This window comes from Isoptericola variabilis, from assembly GCF_050311655.1.
Lineage (GTDB): Bacteria > Actinomycetota > Actinomycetes > Actinomycetales > Cellulomonadaceae > Isoptericola > Isoptericola variabilis.
In genome coordinates, this window is sequence record NZ_JBNOZM010000007.1 from 213,078 (window position 1) to 232,447 (window position 19,370).

Sequence of the window (19,370 nt, forward strand, 5' to 3'; positions counted from 1 at the left end):
GAGGAGTGTCATGGCTGTGCGATTCAACCCGCCCCCGGGGTGGCGGGTACCCCCGGGGTTCCGCCCCGACGCGGGGTGGGTCCCCGACCCGGCCTGGCCGCCCGCACCGCAGGGCTGGGACTACTGGGTGGACGACGCCGCGTCCGTCCGGCCGGCCCGCCCGGAGTCCCCCGCCGAGGCGACGACCGTCATGGCGCCCGTCCCCGCGGCCGCCGCCGTCGCGCCCACCGCCGTCGCGCCCGCCGCCCCCGCGGCCGCCGTGACGACCGTCGCGGGCATGCCGCCGCTCCCCCCGGCGCCGGCGACCTACGGCGCACCCGTCGCGACCCTCTCCGCGCCCCCGCCCCCGCCACCCGCGGCCATCCCCGCCGCCGCCCCGCCGAGCCCCCTCGACGCCGAGGCGGACCGCGGCGCGGTCGCGACCGTCTCCGCGGCGCTGCGCACGGTCGGCGACCGGATCCGCACCAGCAGCGGCCGGCGTGCGGCACGCCAGGCCTCCGACCGGGCCGCCGAGGCCGCCGAGGCCTCGACCGCCCGCACGCGCACGGGCACCCGCGCGCGCGGCAGGCGCGGCGGGCCGCTGATCGCCGGCGTCGCCGTCGCCTGCCTGGCGCTCGGCTGCATCCTCGGCGTCTCCATCTCGATGATGCGCAGCTCGGACGCCGCCCAGGCCCTCGTGGACGCGGACCGCAAGGAGGCGGCCGCCGCCCAGGCCATGGACGAGGTGAACCAGGCGCGCCAGGACATCAGCACCCAGAAGGACGACCTCCAGAAGCGCGAGGCGGCGCTGAAGGAGCGCGAGAAGGCCGCCGAGGCCCAGGAGGCCGAGTTCGCGAACCAGAAGAAGGCGTTCGAGGACCAGCAGGCCCAGGAGCAGCAGCAGGCCGAGCAGCAGCAACAGCAGCAGGATCAGGCCTGGTTCTACTGGGACTGCAACGCCGCCCGCCAGGCCGGCGCCGCGCCCATCCAGAACGGCCAGCCCGCCTACCGCGGCGCGCTCGACCCGAACGGCAACGGCGTCGCCTGCGAGGACGGCGAGTAGCCGGCGGGCGACCACCGCACCTCAGCGGGCGACGGCGACCTCCGCCGTCGCGCCGTCGGAGAACGTGAGCTCCGCGGTGGTGCGCAGCGACGCCTCCCCGGGCGCCCAGACCGCCCACCAGCCGTCCTGCACGGTGGCCTCGACCCGCTCGCCCGCGGTCGTGACGACCGACACGGACGCGACGTCGGCGCCCACGCGCCCGTACGCGGACGTCAGCGCCCCGTCGCCGGTGTCGCCCTCGGACCACGACGCGGTCCCGGCCCCCACGGTCGTGACGTCGCGCGCCCCGGGCTCGTCGGCGACGGACGCGAGCACGGCGTCGCCGCCGACGACGTCGGTCGCGCCGGAGGCCCGCGTCGTGACCAGGCACTCGCCGGTCGCGCCGTCGCCGGCGAGCAGGACGTATGTGTAGTCGCCGCGCCGCTCGGCCAGGACGGGGCTGATCGGCACGTCCTCGACGTGCGGGCCGTCCTCGCCCTCGGTGATGCCGTGCGCCACCGACTCGCACTGCTGGACGTCGGCCTCCGCCGCGGCCGGCGTCACGGTGGCGGGCACGGCGGTCCACGACGCGTACGCGGCCTGCGGCGCCGGCCACCACACCACGGCGGCGGCCCCAGCCACCGCCACCACGCCGGCGGCCGCGGCACCCGCCAGGACGGCGGGGCGCGCGCGGCGGCGCATCGGGGTGGCCCGCCGGGCGGTGCCGAGGATCGCCTGGAGCGCGTCGTCGTCGGGGCGGCCGGGCGCGCGGAGGTCGCGCGCGGGGTCGAGGTCGGCGAGCTCGGCCATCATGGGCGACTTCATCGCGTCTCCTGGAGGTTGCGCAGCACGGCGGCCGTGTCCTGCTTCAGCCCGGAATAGGCGAGCAGCCGCTTCCGGGCGCGCGTCAGGCGGACGGAGAACGTGGACGGCCGGACGCCGAGCACCTTGGCGCCCTCGACCGCGGTCAGCCCGTCCCACGCGACCAGGGCGATGACCTCCCGGTCCGCGTCGGAGAGCATCTCCCACGCGCGCCGCAGGTCGGTCCGGTCGGCGGCGAGGTCGTCGGTGCCCTCCTTGCCCGCCTCCGGCTCCCGTTCGAGGCGGACGCCCAGGGCGCGCCAGCGGCCGTGGGTGCGCAGGTGGGTCGCGAGCACGTTGCGGGCGACCCCGAGGAGCCACGGCTTCGGGTCGTCCGGCACGTCGTCGAGGCGGCGCCAGGCGACGAGGAACGTCTCCGACACGACGTCGTCCACCAGCCCCGCCTCCACTCGACGCGCCACGAATCGGGTGACCACCTCGTGCTGCTCCACCCAGATCTGCGTCAGCAGCTCACGGGCACGGGCGTCCTCCACGATGAAACCTTTCCGTCCTACCCCTGGAGTTGCCGGCAACCCCCCGAGTGCTACACCGTAGTCACCGCGAGAGTCGACGACGACGCCGCGACAGCGCGCCGGAGCCCAACCGAGGAGCGACATGAGCCGAGGCAGGACCGTCAGAAGGAACATCGCCGCAGGTCTGGGTGCCGCCGCCCTGGCGCTGGGAGTGACGCTCACGGCGGTCGCGCCGTCGCAGGCGGCGTCCACCTCCGAGAACCTGCCGGGCGTGCCCGCGCCGGGCAGCCCGGCCAGCGAGTGGGAGGCATGGGCCGCGCAGGAGCGCGCCGCCGCCGAGGCCACCGACTGGAAGGCCGACTCCGCCGCCCGCGGCTGCACGCTGGAGGACGTGACGATCTCCGAGGAGGTCGACCGCGACTACAACCTCGCGATGGGCGCACCCGCCGACCTGGCGACGCACCGCGTCGACCTGCTCGAGGACTGCGACGACGCCGCGGCCGCCGTCGCCGACGGGGCGTCCACGGCCTCGCGGGCCGCGACGTCCGAGGCGAGCACCCTGGCGCTGCCGTCCGGCGACCGCTGCGCGTCCACCTCCGGCCCGGGCACGATGTGCCTCTCGAAGAGCAACGGGCGCATCTACGCGTCGTGGAAGTACCGCGGGTCCGGGTCGGTGACCGGGTTCCTGCGCATCTACCGCGTCTCGTCCAGCGTGAGCGGCTGCCCCACCGGCACCACCTGGCTGACCGGCGGCGACAGCAGGTGGTACAGCGGCGACACCCGCACCATCTCCAAGACCCGCACGTCGGCCGGCGGCTACTCCGCGCACATCTGGAAGAAGGTCACCATCGGCCACACCGACTGGGGCGGCGTCTGCTCGGTGCTCTGACGACCTGCCGCGCCGTGGGCGGCCTCAGAGCACGTGGGCGAGGAAGTCCCGCAGCCGCGGCTCGGACGGGTTGTCCAGCACGTCGGCGGGGGCGCCCTCCTCGACGATGACGCCGTCGTCCATGAAGACGACGTGGTCGGCGACCTCGCGGGCGAAGCCGATCTCGTGCGTCACGACGATCATCGTCATGCCGGAGCGTGCGAGGTCCTGCATGACGGCGAGCACCTCGCCCACGAGCTCGGGGTCGAGCGCGGAGGTGGGCTCGTCGAAGAGCATGAGCTCGGGGTCCATGGCGAGCGCCCGCGCGATGGCGACGCGCTGCTGCTGGCCGCCGGACAGCTGCGCCGGGTAGTGCTCGACGCGGTCCGACAGCCCCACGCGCTCGAGGAGCTGGAGGGCCCGCTCCCGCGCCTGCGCCTTGGACAGCCCGCGCACCTGCACGGGCGCCTCCATGACGTTCTCCAGCGCCGTCTTGTGCGGGAACAGGTGGAAGCGCTGGAAGACCATCCCGATGCGGGAGCGCTGCTTCGCGATCACCTTGGGGTGCAGACGGTGCAGCACGCCCTTGTCGTCGCGGCGGTAGCCCATGAGGTCGCCGCCGACGTGGATGGACCCGGCGGTGATCTCCTCGAGCTCGTTCACGCAGCGCAGCAGCGTCGACTTGCCCGACCCGGACGGGCCGAGCACCACGGTCACCGAGCCCCGCGGGACGTCGAGGGAGACGCCCTTGAGCACGTGCACGGCGTCGTGGCCACGACCGAACACCTTGTGCACGTCGCGGACCTCGACCATGGTCTCGGCGGTCGCAGCGGTCTCGACGCTCTCGGCCGACGCCGTCATGGGGTCACCTCCAGGAAGGGGTCGTCCTTGGTGGTGCCGGACGCGCCGATGAGGTCCTGCTTGCGCGGCTTGCGACCGGCCCGCGGGCCACGCCCGCCGTGCCCGCCGCGGCCGGTGCGGCCGCCGTCGAACCCGCGGCCGTAGTACCGCTCGAGGTAGTGCTGGCCGATCATGAGCACCGACGTGATGAGCAGGTACCAGAGCGCGGCGACGATGAGCAGCGGGATCGGCTGGAAGATGCGGCTGCCGATCTGGTTCGTCGCGTACGTGAGCTCGAGCGTGAACGGGATCGCCAGCACCAGCGACGTCGTCTTGAGCATGGAGATGGTCTCGTTGCCCGTGGGCGGCACGATGACGCGCATCGCCTGCGGCAGCACGATGCGGCGCAGGATCTTGGCGTCCTTCATGCCGAGCGCCTTCGCGGCCTCGGTCTGGCCCGGGTCCACCGACGACAGGCCGGCGCGGACGATCTCCGCCAGGTACGCGGACTCGTTGAACGCCAGGCCGATCAGCGCCGCCCAGAACGCCGTGATGACGTCCTGCGTGGTGAACGTCCAGAACTCCGGCCCGAACGGGATGCCGAGCGACAGCCGCGGGTACAGCACCGACAGCAGGCCCCAGAACACGAGCTGCGTGTAGATCGGGGTGCCGCGGAAGAACCAGATCCAGAACCAGGAGACCGACCGCATCACGGGGTTGTCGCTGCGCCGCATCACCGCCAGCAGCACGGCCAGGACGATGGCGATCGCCATCGAGCCGAACGTGAGGACGAGCGTCCAGCCCACGCCCCGCACCACGACGACGTCGCGCAGGTAGAGCCAGACGGTGTCCCAGCGGAAGTTGGGGTTGGTGACGAGCGCGTTGACCGCCATCGCCACCAGGACGAGGACGACCACGGCCGACACCCACCGCCCCGGCCGGGGCACCGGCCGGGCGTGCAGGGGCTCCGGCAGCTGGCCGGACGGTCGGTCTTCCATGCGGGTCAGCCTGCCGGGTTCAGCTCGGCCGTGTCGAGCACGGCCGCGCCGGAGCCCCAGGTGTCGGCGACCTGGGCGAGCACGCCGTCGTCCATGAGCTTCTGCAGCCCGGCCTGGACGGCCTTCGCGAGCTCCTCGTCGTCCTTGGCGACGACGACGCCGTACGGCGCGGCGTCCGTGATCTCGCCGAGCGCCTCGACGGAGCCGCCGGTCTGCTCGACGGCGTAGGCGATGATCGGCGAGTCCGCGTACATGGCCTGCAGCTTGCCGCCCGCGAGGTTGGTCGTGACGTCGGACTGCGAGTCGTACGGCAGCACGTCGACGGCGTCCTTGCCCTCGTCGGTGCAGGTCTTGCTGAGCTCGGCCAGCTCGTCCTGCTGGATGGTGCCGGTCTGCACGCCGACGCTGACGCCGCACAGGTCGTCGGGCGAGATGCCCTCCGGGTTGCCCTTCGCCACGGCGTACTGCGAGCCGGCGGTGAAGTAGCTGACCATGTTGACCGTCTTCAGACGCTCGGGCGTGACCGAGAACGCCGACATGCCGGCCTCGTACTTGCTGCCGATCGCGGGGATGATCGAGTCGAAGCCCGCGTTCTCGACCTTCAGCTCCAGGCCCATCGTCTTGGCGAGCGCGGTCGCGATGTCGATGTCGATGCCCACGGGCGTCGTGCCGTCCGCGTCCAGGAACTCCACCGGCGCGTACTGGAGGTTGGAGCCGAGCGTCAGCGTGCCGTCCTCGGCGACGGCGTCCGGGACGAGCGCGGCGACGGCGTCGTCCTTCTGGATCGCGTCGAGGTCGACGGCGGCGGAGCTGCTGCTGTCCTCGGACGCCCCCGGCGTCTGGCCGAGGTCCTGCGAGGCCGTGGTGCAGCCGGCGAGGGCGAGGGCGGCGACGGCCGAGGTGACGACGGTCGCCGCGAGGGTGTGGCGGGTGCGCATGGTGGGCTCCGAGGATCGTGCGAGGGGTCGATGCATGAGTATGCAGCCCGAGGAATTATTCTCCAAACCGGCTGGTGACGAACCCGACTCGCGGGGCCCGTCCCGGGGCATGTCTCCACCCTTACACTCGGACCGCACCCCGGCTCCCGCCTCCTGCGCGGTCCGGACCCGCGACGTCGCCGGTCGAGCGGGTGCACCCCCTTCCGGCCGCGCCGCCGCGGCCCTGTCGCCCACCCGCCGAGGAGTGATGCATGCCGCGCACCCGTCCGTCGTCCCGCACCATGCCCGCCACGAGGCCCGCCACGCGGCCCGCCCTCGGGGCTCTCGCCGCCCTCGCCGTCGGCCTGTCGGGCTGCGCGACGTCGGCGGGCGGCGGGACGGAGGGCGGCGACGGGCCCGACGGCACGCGGGTGGTGCTCGCCGACGCGCAGCCGCTGGGCGGCTACAACCCGGTGAACGGGTACGGCGAGCTGGGCGTCTCCCCGCTGTACGACGGGCTGCTGCGGCCGGCGTCGTCGGGCGACGACCGGCTGCCGGAGCTGGAGCCCGCGCTGGCCGCCGAGGCTCCCGCGGTGAACGACGACAGCACCGTGTGGGACGTGACGCTGCGCGAGGGCGTGACGTTCTCCGACGGCACGGCGCTGGACGCCGCGGACGTCGTCGCGACGTACGAGGCGGTGCTCGACCCGGCGTCGGCGTCCGAGGTGGCGGGCGCGTACCGGATGATCGCGTCGGTCGCGGCGACCGACGACCGCCGCGTCCGGTTCACGCTGAAGCACCCGTACTCGGCGTTCGCGTCGCGCCTCACGCTGGGGATCGTGCCGTCGGAGCGGCTCGACGGCGGCCCCGCCCGCGACTCCGCGCTCAACACCCAGCCCGTGGGCACCGGTCCGTACCGTCTGACGCGGCTCGACGCCGGCCAGGCCGTCTTCACCGGCAACCCCGACTACTGGGACGGCGCGCCCCAGGTCACCGAGCTCGTCACCCTGTACCTGCCCGACGACAACGCGCGCGCCCAGCGCGTGCGTGCGGGCGACGTCGACGGCACGGTGCTGCCGCCGGTGCTGGCCGCGTCGTTCGAGGACCAGGCCGGGCTGCGCGTGCAGTCGGTGCACACCGCCGACTGGCGCGGCGTCTCGCTGCCGGTCGAGAACGCGTTCGCGGGCGACCCCGCGGCGCGCGAGGCGATGAACCTCGCCGTCGACCGGGACACGATCGTCGACGGCGTGCTGGCCGGCCACGGCAGCCCCGCCGCGACGCCCGTGAGCGCCGTCTACGGCGACGCGTTCGCCGCCGACGCGACCTTCCCGTTCGACCGGGGGCGCGCGGGGCGCCTGCTCGACGACGCGGGCTGGCGGCCCGGGGCCGACGGCGTCCGAGCCAAGGGCGACGAGCGCGCCGCGTTCGACCTCTACTACCTGGCGTCGGACAGCCTGCGCCGCGACATGGCGGCCGCGTTCGCCGCCGACATGGCGACGATCGGGGTCGAGGTGTCCCTGCGCGGCGGCGACTGGCCGGAGCTGGACCGGCACCTCACCGACGCCGCGGTCCTGCTGGGCGGCGGCGAGCGCCCGTACGACCTCGACACCCAGCTGTACGACGTGCTGCACACCCGCTCCGCCGACACCTCGCCCTACGACAACCCGGGCGACGTCGAGATCCCCGGCGTCGACGCGCAGCTCGACCGCGCCCGCGCCAGCCTCGACGCCGACGAGCGCACCGCCGCGTACCGCGCGGTCCAGGAGACGTACGTGCAGCACCCGACGCACGTGTTCCTCGCGTTCGTCGAGCACACCTACGTGACGCAGGACGACGGCGCCCCAGGCACGGATGGCTGGGACCGCGGCCCGCTGGTGCTGGAGCCGCACGCGCACGGCGTGTCGTGGGGGCCGTGGTGGCACGTCGCGGGCTGGCGGCGGTGAGCGGCCGGAGCCCGCGGTGAGGGCCGGGGCCCTCGCGCGCCGCGCGGGCGACCTGCGCCGCGTCACGGTGCGCGCCGTCGCGTTCGGCGTGCCGGTGCTGCTCGGGGTGTCGGCGCTGGTGTTCGTGCTGGCCGAGCACTCGCCGCTCGACCCGCTCGCCGCGTACCTCGGCGCCCGCTACCAGGACACGACGGCGGCCGACCGGGCGGCGCTGAGCGCGACGCTCGGCCTCGACGCCCCGTGGTGGCGGGCCTGGCTCGCGTGGGCGGGCGGCCTGCTGCACGGCGACCTCGGCTGGTCGCGCGTGCTCACCATGCCGGTCGCGGACGTGCTCGCGCAGCGGGTGGGGTGGACGCTGCTCCTGTCGGGGACGGCGCTGGCGATCGCCCTCGTGCTGGGCGTGACGCTCGGGCTGCTGGCCGGGACGCGGCCCGGCGGCCGGCTCGACGCCGCGCTCGGCGGGCTCGCCGTCCTGCTCCAGTCCGTGCCGCCGTTCGTCGTGGCGCTCGGCGCGGTGCTGGTCTTCGCCGTCACCCTGCGGGTGGCGCCCGTGGCGGGCGTCGCCGAGCCCGGCGCCGTGCCCACGGTGGCCGGCGTCGCGGCACACCTCGCCCTCCCGGCGCTGGTGCTCGCCGCGACGATGCTGCCGTGGATGCTGCTCGGCGTGCGCACCGCCGCCGCCCAGGCCGCGGCGTCCGACGCCGTCCGCGGCGCCCGCGCCCGGGGCCTGCCCCCGCGCACGGTGACGACACGGCACGTGCTGCCGGTCTCGCTCGGCCCGCTCGTCATGGTGGTGGGCGCGCGCGTGCCCGAGCTGGTGGTCGGGGCCGTGCTGGTCGAGGAGGTCTTCGGCTGGCCCGGCATCGCCGGCGCCGTCGTGTCCTCCGCGCAGGCGCTGGACCTGGCGCTGCTCGCGGCGCTGACGGTCGTGACGACGGCGGCCGTGCTGGTCGGCTCGTACCTGGCCGACGTCGCGCAGCTGCTGATCGACCCGCGGGTGGTCGTCGATGCGTGACGCCCGCCGGCTCCTGCCCGCCCTCCTCCTGGGCGCCCTCGTCGCCTACGCCGTGCTGGCGCCCGTGCTCGCGGGCCCGACGTCGGTCGACTTCGGCGCCGCGCTGCGACCGCCGAGCCTCGCCCACCCGTTCGGGACGGACCACTCCGGGCACGACCTGTTCGTGCGCGTCGCCCAGGGACTGCGCGTGTCGCTGGTCGTCGCGCTCGGCTGCGCCGTCGTCGCGGTCGCCGTGGGCACGTCCGTCGGGGCCGTGGCCGCGTCCCGCGGCGGGCTCGTGGACGCCGCGGTGATGCGCACGACGGACGGCGTGAACGCGCTGCCGCACCTGCTGCTCGGCATCGTGGTGGTGGCGTTCTTCCCCGGCTCTCTGGTGGCGATCATGGCGTCGATCGCGGTGACGCACTGGCCCCAGGTGGCCCGCGTCATGCGGGCCGAGATGCTGGCGGTGCGGTCGTCGGCGTACGTCGACGCCGCGTACCTGGCCGGGGCGAGCCGCGGGCAGGTCGCGCGCGAGCACCTGGTGCCCACCGCGGCCCCGCAGGCGCTCGTCGCGCTGGTGATGCTGGTGCCGCACGCCGTCTGGCACGAGGCCACGCTGAGCTTCCTCGGCCTGGGCCTGCCGCCCGACCGGGCCAGCCTCGGCACCCTGCTCGAGATCGCGCGCGGTGACGTGCTCACCGGCGCCTGGTGGACGCTCGTCTTCCCCGCCGGCGTGCTGGTGCTCACCACGCTGGCCGTGTCCGGCCTCGCCCGCGCGTCGCGCCGACCGTCCCCCCGCTGTGAGCGGGCGTTTGGCCCCGTTTTCGGCCCAGAAGAGGGCCAAACGCCCGCTCACAGCACGTCAGGGGCGGCGGACGGCGACGTCGTGCAGGTGCGCGGCCTGACGCTGCGGCTGCCCGCGGGCGGGCGGTGGGTGCACGCCGCCACCGACGTCGACCTCACGCTGCGCGCCGGACGGGTCACCGCGCTGGTCGGTGAGGCCGGCTGCGGCAAGTCGGTGCTCACCTCCGCGCTGTGCGGGCTGCTGCCGCCCGGCACCCGGGCCACCGGGTCCGTCCGGATCCACGACGACGAGCTGCTCGGCGCCCCCGAGCCGGCCTGGCGGGCCGTGCGCGGCCGGGTCGTGGGGCTGTCGCTGCAGTCCGCCGCGGCGTCGTTCACGCCCGTGCGCACCGTCGGCGCGCAGCTCGCCGAGACGCTCGACGCGCTCGGGTCGACGGCGGGGGTCGCGGACCTGCTGGGCCGGGTCGGCCTCGACCCGGCCGCCGCCGACCGGTACCCGCACGAGCTGTCCGGCGGCATGGCGCAGCGCGCCGCCCTCGCCGCGGCGCTGGCGGGCGACCCCGACGTGCTGCTCGCCGACGAGCCCACGGCCGGCCTCGACCCCGCGCTCGCCGCGCAGGTGCTGGGCCTGCTGCGCGAGGTCGCCGACGCCGGCACCGCCGTCCTGCTCGTCACGCACGACCTGCAGGCGCTGGAGACGTCGGGCGTCGCGGACCGGCTCGCCGTCATGTACGCCGGGCGGATCGTCGAGGAGGGACCGGCCGACGCCGTCCTGCGCGCGCCGCGCCACGAGTACACGGCCGCGCTGCTCGACGCGCTCCCGTCGCGCGGGCTCGTGCCGATCCCGGGCACCCCGCCGGAGCTGACCGACCTCGACCCCGCGACGTCGTTCGCCGACCGGCTCGGGGGCGCCGGCCGCACCGCGCACGGCGTCGCCCAGGAGGTGCCCGATGGCGCTGGTCGCTGACGGCGTGAGCTGCTGGTACCCGGTCGGCGCCCCGCGCCCGGCCGGCGGTGTCGTGCTGGACCGCGTGCGCCTCGCCGTCGCCCCCGGCGAGATCGTCGGGCTCACCGGGCCGTCGGGGGCCGGCAAGTCGTCCCTGGGCCGCATCCTCGTCGGCCTGCAGCCGGCGCAGGAGGGAACGGTCCTCGTCGACGGCACCCCCGTGCCGACGCGGCGCGGCCGCATGACCGGCGTCGTCGGGCTGCTGCACCAGTCGCCGCGCGCGGCGACCAGCCCGCGCAGGCCGCTCGGCGCGATCGTCGCGGAGCCGCTGCCGCGCCGGGCGCGCGGCACCCGGGACGGGCGGACGCGGGTCGCCGACGCCGCGCTCCGGGTCGGCCTGACGCCGGACCTGCTGGGCCGCCTGCCCGCGCAGGTCTCCGACGGCCAGCTCCAGCGCGCCTGCCTGGCGCGCGCGCTGCTCGCCGCGCCCCGATACCTCGTGGCCGACGAGCCCACCGCCATGCTCGACGCCGCCACCACCGCCGCCGTCGCGCAGGTGCTGCGCGAGCTCGCCGCCGCCGGCACCGGCGTGCTCCTGGTCTCCCACGACCACCCGCTGGTCGACGCGCTCGCGGACGAGCGGGTGCAGCTCCCCCGCTGACGTAGCGATCGGTCGTCGTCCCGCTCGCTGACGGCGACCCATCGCTACGTCGCCGCCGCACCGGGGCGGGTACGGTCGCCCGGTGACCCCCGCCTCCATCGCGCTCGTGCTGACGGCGGCGGTGCTGCACGCGATCTGGAACGTCGCGGCCAAGCGCGTGACCGGCGACTCGCGCGTCTTCGTCTGGCTCTACGCCACGGCGTCGGCGGTGCTGTGGGTGCCGGTGGGGCTGGTGATCCTCGCGCGCGACGGCTGGCCGGACCTGGGCCCGCTGCTGCTCGCGGGCGCCGTCTCCGGCGTGCTGCACAACCTGTACGGCATCGCCCTCAACACCGGGTACGCGCGGGCGGACCTGGGGATCGTCTACCCGACGGCGCGCGGCACCGGGCCGCTGCTCACCATGCTCGTGGCGCTGGTCGTGCTCGGCGAGCACGTGGACGCCGTCAACGTGGTGGGCGGCCTGGTGGTGATCGCGGGCGTGGCGGTGGCCGCCAGCTCGGGCGCGTCCGGCGTCGACCCGTCGCGCGGCGTCGCGGGCGTGCGCTGGGGCCTCGCGACCGGCGCCGCCATCGCCGCGTACACGCTGTGGGACGGGCACGCCGTCACGACGCTCGCCCTCGACCCGGTGGCGTACTTCGCCTGCAACGCCGTGTGGCAGTCGGTCACGCTGACGCCGATCCTGCGCGACCGCGGCCGCCGCGCGGAGGCGGTCCGCATGAGCCGGCGGCACGTGCGGGAGATCGCGCTGGTGGCCGTGCTGTCCCCGCTGGGGTACATCCTCGTGCTGGTCGCGATGCAGACGTCGCCGATCGCGCTGGTGGCGCCGGCCCGCGAGTCGAGCATCGTCGTGGGCACGCTGCTCGCCTGGTGGCTGTTCAAGGAGCCGCGGCCGGCGGTGAAGATCGTCGGGTCGGTCGTCGTCGTCGCGGGCGTCGCGCTGCTCGCGCTGTAACCCGACGTCAGGCCGCGACGAACGGCCGCCACCGCGCCCACGTCGCGTCGACGACCGCGTCGGCCTCGTGCGCGTGCGGGGCCAGCACGCGGCCCAGCGCACCCGGCCCGGCGAGGGGCGTCTCCCCCGGGCCGTCGGCGGCGTCGGGTGATGCGCCCAGCAGCATGACGGAGGCGACGACGCGGTGCGCGCCGACGACGCCGGGCGAGGCGGTGAGCCACGGGTCGCGCAGGTCGAGGTCCTCGACGAGCAGCGGCCGGCCGGCGAGCCGCGCCCGGAACCCCGACCGCAGGGGGCCGCCGCCGGGCTCGTCCGCGCGGCCGAGCACCAGCGTCTCGCTGATCAGCGCCCGTGCGCCGGCGGCGAGCTCGACGGCGGTGCGGCGTTCGACGTCGGCGCCCGCCGTCACGACGAACGGCGCGCCCTTCCACACGAGCGCGCCGCCCTCGGCGACCGTGGCGTGCACGGCCCAGGACGCGCCGTCGCCGCCCCGCACGTCGTACGCGACGACGCCGGACGGCTCGATGAGCTCGAGCACGACGCCCGCCCCCACGCGCAGCTCCACCCGCACGTCGTCCCCCGCGAGCAGCAGGGCGAACGTGCCGACCAGCGCCACGCGGGCGAGCGGGCCGTCGACCAGCACCGGCCGCGGGCGCAGGTGCACGCTGCCGACGAGCTCGACCAGGCGGGCGCGCCCGTCGACGAGCTCGACGGTGACCCGGGCCGTGCCCGTCGCGCCGCCCGTCGATCCGCCCGCCGCGTCACGGCCGGTGCTGGTCGACGTGCTCACGCGTGCGCGTGCGTGGTGCCGTCGGCGTGGGTGTGCGGCGCCATCGGACCCGGGTCCTGCGCCACGTGCTGCCCGGCGCGGAAGCTGCGCAGCACCTCGCGGGCCCAGTCGCCCAGGCGCGTCACGGACTCCGGGTCGCGCTGGCTGAGCGCGAGCACGGGGCGGCCGTCGCGGGCCGCGCTCGCGTCGGCGACCATCTGCTCGGCGTCCACGCCGACGTAGGGCGCGAGGTCGGTCTTGTTGACGACCAGCAGGTCCGCCCGCTCGATGCCGGGGCCGCCCTTGCGCGCCACGTCGCCCCCGCCCGCGACGTCGAGCACGAAGATCTGCGCGTCCACGAGCGCCGGGCTGAACGTGGCGGTGAGGTTGTCGCCGCCGCTCTCGACGACGACGAGGTCGAGCGGCGCGAAGCGCTCCTCGAGGTCCTCGACCGCGAGCAGGTTGGGCGTGACGTCGTCGCGGATGGCGGTGTGCGGGCAGGCGCCGGTCTCGACGGCGTGGATCCGCTCGACGGGCAGCACGCCCGCCGACCGCAGGTAGCGCGCGTCCTCGTCCGTGTAGATGTCGTTGGTGACGACGGCCATGCTCAGCTCGTCCGCGAGCTCGCGGCACAGCGTGGCGAGGATCGTGGACTTGCCGACGCCGACCGGGCCGGCGACGCCGAGGCGCAGCGCCCGCGTGGGGACGTCCTCGTGGGTGTGGGTGTGGTTCTCAGGCAACGAAGATTCTCCTGGTTCTGTGCTGATGGGTGAGCGACCAGCCCTCCGCCTGGGGGGCGGTGGTCGCGGGAAGGTCGTCGGGGTGCCCGGCGGCGAGGGCCGCGCGCACCAGGGCCGCGACGTCCGGCTCGGCGGCGAGCACCCAGGCCGCCGCGTCCGCCGGGTCGCCCGGGGAGAGCTTGAGCGCCGCGGACGCCACGGCCTGCGCGTCGTCGTAGAGGCTCGCGCGGGCGGTCGCCTCCTCGTCGACGCCGAGGGCGGCGGCCACGCACCCGAGCGCGACTGGCCGCAGCGGCGCCCGGCCCAGCGCGCGCAGCGCGACCGTGGCCGGGTGGTCCGGCCGCAACCGCGCGCCGAGCCGCGCCAGGCCGCGCCCGAGCACCCCCTGCACGTCGCGCAGGGGAGCGCTCGGGGTCCGGGCCGCGAGCGCCTCCTGGACGTCGTCCAGCCCGAACCCGGCGTCCGGCATGGCGGCGCGGTGCGCGAGCACCGCCGCGGCGGCGTCCACGAGCCCGACCGTGCGCAGCCGGGCGCGCAGGTACCGGGGCACGTCCGCCTGCGTCATCCCGTCCGCCAGGCCGGGCTCGAGGCCCGCCGAGTACACGAGGCCGCCCACCGGGAGCCGGCCGTCGGCGAGCAGCAGCGCGCCGAGGCCGGCCTGTCCGGCCGTCATCTAGAACATCGAGTACCGCTGCGCCAGCGGTACCACGTCCACGGGCTGGGCCCGCACGGGCTCCCCGTCGATGCTGATGGCGAACGTCTCCGGGTCGACGTCGATGCGGGGCAGCGCCGTGTTGTTCGGCATGTCGAGCTTGGTGACGTCGCGGGTGGGCCGGATCGCCTCCAGCCGGCGCCGCAGCCCCAGCCGCTCCTCCAGCCCGTCGTCGAGCGCCGCCTGCGCCACGAACGTCACCGCGAGCCCGGGCGCCGACGACGCCTGGGCCGCGAGTGCCGGCCGCATGAACACCGGCTGCGGCGCCGGGACGGCGCCGTTCGGGTCGCCCAGCGGCGCGGCGACGATCGCGCCGCCCTTGATGACGGCGGCCGGGCGGATGCCGAAGAACGCCGGGTCCCACAGCACCAGGTCGGCCAGCTTGCCCGCCTCGACGGAGCCGACCTCGTGGTCGATGCCGTGCGCGACGGCCGGGCAGATCGTGTACTTCGCGACGTACCGGCGGGCGCGCTCGTTGTCCGCAGGCAGGCTGGAGCCCAGCGTGCCGAAGCGGTTCTTCATCACGTGCGCCACCTGCCAGGTGCGGCAGATCAGCTCGCCGATGCGGCCCATGGCCTGCGCGTCCGTCGACGTGATCGACAGGGCACCCATGTCCTGCAGGATGTCCTCGGCCGCCATCGTCGACGCGCGGATCCGCGACTCCGCGAACGCCAGGTCCTCGGGCACGCGCGGGTTGAGGTGGTGCACCACCAGGAGCATGTCGAGGTGCTCGTCCACGGTGTTGACGGTGAACGGCAGCGTCGGGTTCGTCGACGCCGGCAGGATGTTGCGCTCCCCCGCCGTGACGATGATGTCGGGCGCGTGCCCGCCGCCCGCGCCCTCGGCGTGGAAGACGTGGATGCCGCGGCCGCCGATCGCCTCCAGGGTGTGCTGCACGTACCCGGTCTCGTTGAGGCTGTCGGCGTGCAGGGCCACCTGGAGCCCGAACTCGTCCGCAGCGCGCAGCGCCGCGTCGATCGCCGCCGGGGTGGCGCCCCAGTCCTCGTGCACCTTGTAGCCGCCGGCGCCCGCGAGCGCCTCCTCGGCCAGCGCGTCCTGCGACACCGTGCTGCCCTTGCCGAACAGCAGCACGTTGAGGGGCAGGTCGTCGAGGGCCCGGTGCATCATCGCGAGCGAGCGGGCGCCCGGCGTCACCGTGGTGGCCTTGGACCCCTCGGTCGGGCCCGTGCCGCCGCCCACCACCGTCGTCGTGCCGGTGACGAGCGCCTCGCGCATCTCGATCTCGCTGAGGAAGTGCACGTGGGTGTCCACGGCGCCCGCGGTGAGGATCTTGCCCTCGCCCGCGACGACGTCCGTGCTCGGCCCGATCCGCAGGTCCGGATGCACGCCGTCCATGACGTCGGGGTTGCCGGCCTTGCCGATCGCCACGATGCGGCCGTCGCGCACGCCGACGTCGGCCCGCACGATGCCCCAGTGGTCGAGGACCACGACGTTGGTGATCACGAGGTCCGGAGCGCCCTCCGAGCGCAGGGTGGTGCCCTGGCCCATCGACTCGCGGATGGTCTTGCCGCCGCCGAACGTCGCCTCGTCGCCGCCCGCGGTGAGGTCCTGCTCGACCTCGATCCACAGGTCCGTGTCCGCGAGGCGCACCTGGTCGCCCGTCGTCGGGCCGTACAGCTGCGCGTACGCGCGCCGGTCGATCTGGGTCACCGGTCCTCCTCGCTGGTCGCGCCGCCCGCCGGGTTCGTCGGGTGGGTGGGCGGGCTCGAGCCGGGGTCGGTCGGCTCGACGTCGGCCGGGTCGCCGTCGTGCGCCTCGACCTCGCCGACGCGCATGGGCGTGGCCGACGCGTTCTGCGGCTCCGGGACGTCCACGCCGGGCGTGCCGAACGGCACCACGGGCCGCGGCTCGCGCTCCACCGACTCCGGCTCGCGCGACAGGTCGCGGATCTGCAGGCCGGGCACGAAGCGCCGGCCGCCGAGGGCGACGAGGTGCACGGTGCGGCTCACGCCGGGCTCCAGCCGCACCGACGTGCCCGCGGGCACGTCGAGGCGGAACCCGCGGGTGGCCTCGCGGTCGAAGCGCAGCGCCGGGTTGGCGTCGGGCAGGTGCAGGTGGGAGCCGATCTGGATGGGGCGGTCGCCGCCGTTGAGGATCACGACGCTCTGGCGCTCGCGGCCCGCGTTCAGCTCGAGCGGCTCGGGACGGGTGCGGATCTCGCCGGGGATCACTGGATCGGCTCCGTGATCGTCACGAGCTTGCGCCCGTCGGGGAAGGTGGCCTCGACCTGGAGGTTGGGGATCATCTCGGGGACCCCGTCCATCACCTCGTGGCGGCCGAGCACGGTGCGGCCGTCGTTCATCAGGTCGGCGACCCGGGCGCCCTCCCGGGCGCGTTCGATCACCCAGCAGGACAACAACGACACGGCCTCCGGGTGGTTCAGGAGGACCCCTCGCTCCCGGCGGTCGCGGGCCACCATGCCCGCGACGCTGAGGAGGAGCTTTTCCGTGTCGGACGGCAACAGCTGCATCAATCACCTCTCTGAAGTTCTCCCCCTCTCTTACACGTTCGGTATACCTTCCGGCAAACCCCCGAGGTGCCGTGTGGCCAGCGTCTCCCTATGCTCCGAGGATGATCAGGTTCCTGCTCCGGACGGCCGTCTTCCTGCTGGCTGCGGCGGTGGGCGTGCTCGTCGCCGCGTGGGTGTTCGCGGCCTTCGACCTCGAGACGTTCTCCATCTCCTGGTCCGAGCCGCTGGGCTTCGTGCTCACCATCGTGATCTTCGCGCTCGTGCAGGCGATCATCTCGCCGTTCCTCACCAAGGTGGCCCGCAACAACGCGCCCGCCCTGGTCGGCGGCGTCGGCCTGCTGTCCACGTTCGTCGCGCTCCTGGTCGCGGTGATCTTCACGGACGGGATCGACGTCGGCGGCGTCGCCGGGTGGATCATCGGGCCCGTCATCGTGTGGCTGGCGGGCATGCTGGCGGCGTTCATCCTGCCCCTCTTCCTGCTCAAGGAGGGCGTGGAGAAGGTCCGCGAGAACCGCGACGACGACTGACCCGAGGACGACGAAGCCGGACCCGCCCCTGTCGGGCGGGTCCGGCTTCGCTGTCCGGTCGAGGGACGCGCGCGAGGGATCAGGTGTCGCGCTCGGTGATCGCGTCGTCCTCGCGGTGGTCGTCGCCGCCGCCCGGCGGGTAGTCGGCCCGCTCGGGGCGCGCGCGCAGGGCGAGGATGCTCACCAGCAGGCCGCCCCAGACGACCGCCAGCGACAGCACCATGAGCAGGATCGCGGAGCCGTTCATCGGGCCGCCCCCTTCGTCGTCGACGCCGTGACCGGCGGGTAGGCGGGCCAGGCGACGAAGTCGTCCGGGCTGCGCCGCCAGCGCGGCAGCGTCAGCAGGACGGCGCCGACGACGAGCACCACCAGCGTGCCCCAGCCCGCGTAGAGCAGGTAGGTCTCGTCGTAGCCCTCGTACCCGTTCTGCACGAGGTCGACGATGCGCGAGACCAGCATGTACGCGAGCACGGCCGGCACGATCGCCCCGACGCACACGTACCACCAGCGGCCCACCTGGAAGGTCGAGACGGCGTTGAGGTGGTAGCGCAGCTCCGGGCTGGTGCGCAGCAGCCAGACGAGGAACACGCACATGAGCACCGCGGACGCCACGATGCCGACGTTGTTGGACCAGTTGTCGATCGTGTCCAGGGCGATGAGGCCCGTCGTCGTCGAGAAGCCGACGACGGACAGCACGGCCGCGACGACGCCGATCCACAGCACGGCCTTGCGGCGCGTGAGGCCGAACTTCTCCTGGAAGCCGGCCGCGACCACCTGCAGGATCGAGATGAGCGACGTGAACCCGGCCATCGCCAGCGAGAAGAAGAACAGCGCCCCGAACAGCTGGCCGGCCGGCATCTGCGAGACGACGGCGGGGAACGTCACGAACGACAGGATCGGCCCGCTGATGCCCTCGAGGTCGCCGACGGCGACGCCCTGCTCGTGCGCGAGGAAGCCGAGGGCGGCGAACACGCCGATGCCCGCCAGCATCTCGAAGCCCGAGTTGGAGAACGCCACGACCAGCCCCGGCGACGTGAGGTTCGCCTTGCGCTTCCGGTACGACGAGTACGTGATCATGATGCCGAACGCGACGGAGAGCGAGAAGAAGATCTGCCCGTAGGCGGCGATCCACACGTTCATGTCGCCGAGCGCGCTCCAGTCGGGCGTGAACAGGGCGTTCAGCCCGTCGGTGGCGCCGTCCAGGAAGACCGCCCGCACCACCAGCACGGCGAACGCGATCACCAGCAGCGGCAGGAAGACGACGTTCGCCTTCTCGATGCCCTTCGCCACGCCACCCACGAGGACCGCGATCGTCGCGACCCACACCAGCAGCAGCGGGATGAGCACCGCCGGCACGAAGTCGAGCGTGAACCACGCCCCGCCGTTCGCGACGTCGGACAGCTGCAGGTAGTCGCCCGTGAAGAAGCCGGCGGTGTCGTCGCCCCACTTCAGCGTGAAGGAGTAGACGAAGAAGCTCAGCGCCCAGCCGATGATCGCCGCGTAGTAGATCGCGATGACGAAGCAGATCATCACCTGGAACCAGCCCAGGGTCTCCAGCCACTTCTTGACGCGGCGGAACACGGTGGGCGGGCCGCCGCGGAAGCGGTGCCCCAGCGCGTAGTCGAGGAAGAGGATCGGGATGCCCGCGGTCAGCAGGGCGATCACGTACGGAACGAGGAAGGCGCCACCGCCGTTCTCGTACGCGACGCCCGGGAAGCGCCAGATGTTGCCCAGCCCGACGGCGGAGCCGATCGCGGACAGGATGAAGCCGACCTGCCCGGTGAACTGCTCCCGGGGTGGCGAGGTGTCAGTGGTCGTAGTGCTCACAGGCGTCGAACCTCCACGGTGAG

21 protein-coding genes are annotated in these 19,370 nt (G+C 74.7%); 8 read left to right on the top strand and 13 right to left on the bottom strand.

The features are described 5' to 3' along the window. The first annotated feature begins 10 nt into the window (after positions 1-10). Complete coding sequence (locus ACQP60_RS16390; protein WP_429734757.1) at positions 11-1,042, top strand: excalibur calcium-binding domain-containing protein; 1,032 nt, start codon at positions 11-13, stop codon at positions 1,040-1,042. Between the two features lie 21 nt (positions 1,043-1,063). Here the strand turns inward: ACQP60_RS16390 and ACQP60_RS16395 are convergent, their stop codons facing one another. Further along, a complete protein-coding gene (locus ACQP60_RS16395; protein WP_429734760.1) occupies positions 1,064-1,846 on the bottom strand; it encodes a hypothetical protein in 783 nt (260 codons plus the stop codon). After that, positions 1,843-2,376, bottom strand: a complete 534-nt coding sequence (locus tag ACQP60_RS16400) for an RNA polymerase sigma factor (protein ID WP_429734762.1) — start codon at positions 2,374-2,376, stop codon at positions 1,843-1,845. Before ACQP60_RS16400 ends, ACQP60_RS16395 begins: the two co-directional genes overlap by 4 nt. 121 nt (positions 2,377-2,497) lie before the next feature. On the opposite strand from ACQP60_RS16400, the gene ACQP60_RS16405 reads away from it, so the two are divergent. Further along, complete coding sequence (locus ACQP60_RS16405; protein ID WP_429734764.1) at positions 2,498-3,244, top strand: hypothetical protein; 747 nt, start codon at positions 2,498-2,500, stop codon at positions 3,242-3,244. Positions 3,245-3,268: 24 nt separating this feature from the next. Here ACQP60_RS16405 and ACQP60_RS16410 read toward each other — a convergent pair whose 3' ends face one another. Genes ACQP60_RS16410 through ACQP60_RS16420 form a run of 3 tightly spaced genes read right to left on the bottom strand, consistent with a single transcriptional unit; the run spans position 3,269 to position 5,999 of the window. Next, positions 3,269-4,084 (bottom strand): amino acid ABC transporter ATP-binding protein, encoded by an 816-nt coding sequence (locus tag ACQP60_RS16410; protein ID WP_429734766.1) that lies wholly within the window; start codon positions 4,082-4,084, stop codon positions 3,269-3,271. After that, the gene (locus ACQP60_RS16415) at positions 4,081-5,061 is read right to left on the bottom strand and encodes an amino acid ABC transporter permease (protein ID WP_429734768.1); all 981 of its coding nucleotides are present in this window, start codon (positions 5,059-5,061) and stop codon (positions 4,081-4,083) included. The genes ACQP60_RS16410 and ACQP60_RS16415 overlap by 4 nt, the downstream gene beginning before the upstream one ends. A 5-nt stretch (positions 5,062-5,066) precedes the next feature. Next, complete coding sequence (locus tag ACQP60_RS16420; RefSeq protein WP_429734770.1) at positions 5,067-5,999, bottom strand: ABC transporter substrate-binding protein; 933 nt, start codon at positions 5,997-5,999, stop codon at positions 5,067-5,069. Between the two features lie 251 nt (positions 6,000-6,250). Between ACQP60_RS16420 and ACQP60_RS16425 the strand changes: the two genes are divergently transcribed. From ACQP60_RS16425 to ACQP60_RS16445, 5 genes are all read left to right on the top strand, one after another. Next, positions 6,251-7,921, top strand: a complete 1,671-nt coding sequence (locus ACQP60_RS16425) for an ABC transporter substrate-binding protein (protein ID WP_429734772.1) — start codon at positions 6,251-6,253, stop codon at positions 7,919-7,921. A 16-nt stretch (positions 7,922-7,937) separates the two neighbouring features. Next, positions 7,938-8,936, top strand: coding sequence for an ABC transporter permease (locus tag ACQP60_RS16430; protein WP_429734775.1), 999 nt, complete (start codon positions 7,938-7,940; stop codon positions 8,934-8,936). Then, a complete protein-coding gene (locus tag ACQP60_RS16435) occupies positions 8,929-10,689 on the top strand; it encodes a dipeptide/oligopeptide/nickel ABC transporter permease/ATP-binding protein (RefSeq protein WP_429734777.1) in 1,761 nt (586 codons plus the stop codon). The genes ACQP60_RS16430 and ACQP60_RS16435 overlap by 8 nt, the downstream gene beginning before the upstream one ends. Then, positions 10,673-11,329 (top strand): ATP-binding cassette domain-containing protein, encoded by a 657-nt coding sequence (locus ACQP60_RS16440; protein ID WP_429734779.1) that lies wholly within the window; start codon positions 10,673-10,675, stop codon positions 11,327-11,329. Before ACQP60_RS16435 ends, ACQP60_RS16440 begins: the two co-directional genes overlap by 17 nt. A gap of 82 nt (positions 11,330-11,411) precedes the next feature. After that, positions 11,412-12,281, top strand: a complete 870-nt coding sequence (locus ACQP60_RS16445; RefSeq protein WP_429734781.1) for an EamA family transporter — start codon at positions 11,412-11,414, stop codon at positions 12,279-12,281. Positions 12,282-12,288: 7 nt separating this feature from the next. On the opposite strand, the gene ACQP60_RS16450 is transcribed toward ACQP60_RS16445, so the two are convergent. Genes ACQP60_RS16450 through ACQP60_RS16475 form a run of 6 tightly spaced genes read right to left on the bottom strand, consistent with a single transcriptional unit; the run spans position 12,289 to position 16,993 of the window. Then, positions 12,289-13,071 (bottom strand): urease accessory protein UreD, encoded by a 783-nt coding sequence (locus ACQP60_RS16450; protein ID WP_429734783.1) that lies wholly within the window; start codon positions 13,069-13,071, stop codon positions 12,289-12,291. Next, complete coding sequence (gene ureG, locus ACQP60_RS16455; RefSeq protein WP_429734785.1) at positions 13,068-13,790, bottom strand: urease accessory protein UreG; 723 nt, start codon at positions 13,788-13,790, stop codon at positions 13,068-13,070. The genes ACQP60_RS16450 and ureG overlap by 4 nt, the downstream gene beginning before the upstream one ends. Then, positions 13,783-14,463, bottom strand: a complete 681-nt coding sequence (locus ACQP60_RS16460; RefSeq protein WP_429734787.1) for an urease accessory protein UreF — start codon at positions 14,461-14,463, stop codon at positions 13,783-13,785. Before ACQP60_RS16460 ends, ureG begins: the two co-directional genes overlap by 8 nt. Next, entirely contained in the window at positions 14,464-16,173 is a 1,710-nt protein-coding gene (locus ACQP60_RS16465; RefSeq protein WP_429734789.1) for an urease subunit alpha, read from the bottom strand. It lies immediately after the preceding gene. After that, the gene (ureB, locus tag ACQP60_RS16470) at positions 16,170-16,694 is read right to left on the bottom strand and encodes an urease subunit beta (RefSeq protein ID WP_429734791.1); all 525 of its coding nucleotides are present in this window, start codon (positions 16,692-16,694) and stop codon (positions 16,170-16,172) included. Before ureB ends, ACQP60_RS16465 begins: the two co-directional genes overlap by 4 nt. Further along, positions 16,691-16,993 (bottom strand): urease subunit gamma, encoded by a 303-nt coding sequence (locus tag ACQP60_RS16475; RefSeq protein ID WP_429734793.1) that lies wholly within the window; start codon positions 16,991-16,993, stop codon positions 16,691-16,693. Before ACQP60_RS16475 ends, ureB begins: the two co-directional genes overlap by 4 nt. A gap of 101 nt (positions 16,994-17,094) precedes the next feature. On the opposite strand from ACQP60_RS16475, the gene ACQP60_RS16480 reads away from it, so the two are divergent. Next, positions 17,095-17,520: a hypothetical protein gene (locus tag ACQP60_RS16480; protein WP_429734795.1), complete on the top strand. Its 426-nt coding sequence runs from the start codon at positions 17,095-17,097 to the stop codon at positions 17,518-17,520. Positions 17,521-17,599: 79 nt separating this feature from the next. On the opposite strand, the gene ACQP60_RS16485 is transcribed toward ACQP60_RS16480, so the two are convergent. After that, positions 17,600-17,767, bottom strand: coding sequence for a methionine/alanine import family NSS transporter small subunit (locus tag ACQP60_RS16485; protein ID WP_429734797.1), 168 nt, complete (start codon positions 17,765-17,767; stop codon positions 17,600-17,602). Further along, on the bottom strand, positions 17,764-19,347 hold the full coding sequence (locus tag ACQP60_RS16490; RefSeq protein WP_429734799.1) for a sodium-dependent transporter: 1,584 nt from the start codon (positions 19,345-19,347) through the stop codon (positions 17,764-17,766). The genes ACQP60_RS16485 and ACQP60_RS16490 overlap by 4 nt, the downstream gene beginning before the upstream one ends. Positions 19,348-19,370: the final 23 nt, after the last annotated feature.

Coding starts and splice junctions, on each gene's coding strand:
- ACQP60_RS16390 (WP_429734757.1), top strand. CDS start 11: ATGGCTGTGCGATTCAACCCGCCCCCGGGGTGGCGGGTACCCCCGGGG.
- ACQP60_RS16395 (WP_429734760.1), bottom strand. CDS start 1,846: ATGAAGTCGCCCATGATGGCCGAGCTCGCCGACCTCGACCCCGCGCGC.
- ACQP60_RS16405 (WP_429734764.1), top strand. CDS start 2,498: ATGAGCCGAGGCAGGACCGTCAGAAGGAACATCGCCGCAGGTCTGGGT.
- ACQP60_RS16410 (WP_429734766.1), bottom strand. CDS start 4,084: ATGACGGCGTCGGCCGAGAGCGTCGAGACCGCTGCGACCGCCGAGACC.
- ACQP60_RS16415 (WP_429734768.1), bottom strand. CDS start 5,061: ATGGAAGACCGACCGTCCGGCCAGCTGCCGGAGCCCCTGCACGCCCGG.
- ACQP60_RS16420 (WP_429734770.1), bottom strand. CDS start 5,999: ATGCGCACCCGCCACACCCTCGCGGCGACCGTCGTCACCTCGGCCGTC.
- ACQP60_RS16425 (WP_429734772.1), top strand. CDS start 6,251: ATGCCGCGCACCCGTCCGTCGTCCCGCACCATGCCCGCCACGAGGCCC.
- ACQP60_RS16435 (WP_429734777.1), top strand. CDS start 8,929: ATGCGTGACGCCCGCCGGCTCCTGCCCGCCCTCCTCCTGGGCGCCCTC.
- ACQP60_RS16440 (WP_429734779.1), top strand. CDS start 10,673: ATGGCGCTGGTCGCTGACGGCGTGAGCTGCTGGTACCCGGTCGGCGCC.
- ACQP60_RS16460 (WP_429734787.1), bottom strand. CDS start 14,463: ATGACGGCCGGACAGGCCGGCCTCGGCGCGCTGCTGCTCGCCGACGGC.
- ACQP60_RS16475 (WP_429734793.1), bottom strand. CDS start 16,993: ATGCAGCTGTTGCCGTCCGACACGGAAAAGCTCCTCCTCAGCGTCGCG.
- ACQP60_RS16480 (WP_429734795.1), top strand. CDS start 17,095: ATGATCAGGTTCCTGCTCCGGACGGCCGTCTTCCTGCTGGCTGCGGCG.
- ACQP60_RS16485 (WP_429734797.1), bottom strand. CDS start 17,767: ATGAACGGCTCCGCGATCCTGCTCATGGTGCTGTCGCTGGCGGTCGTC.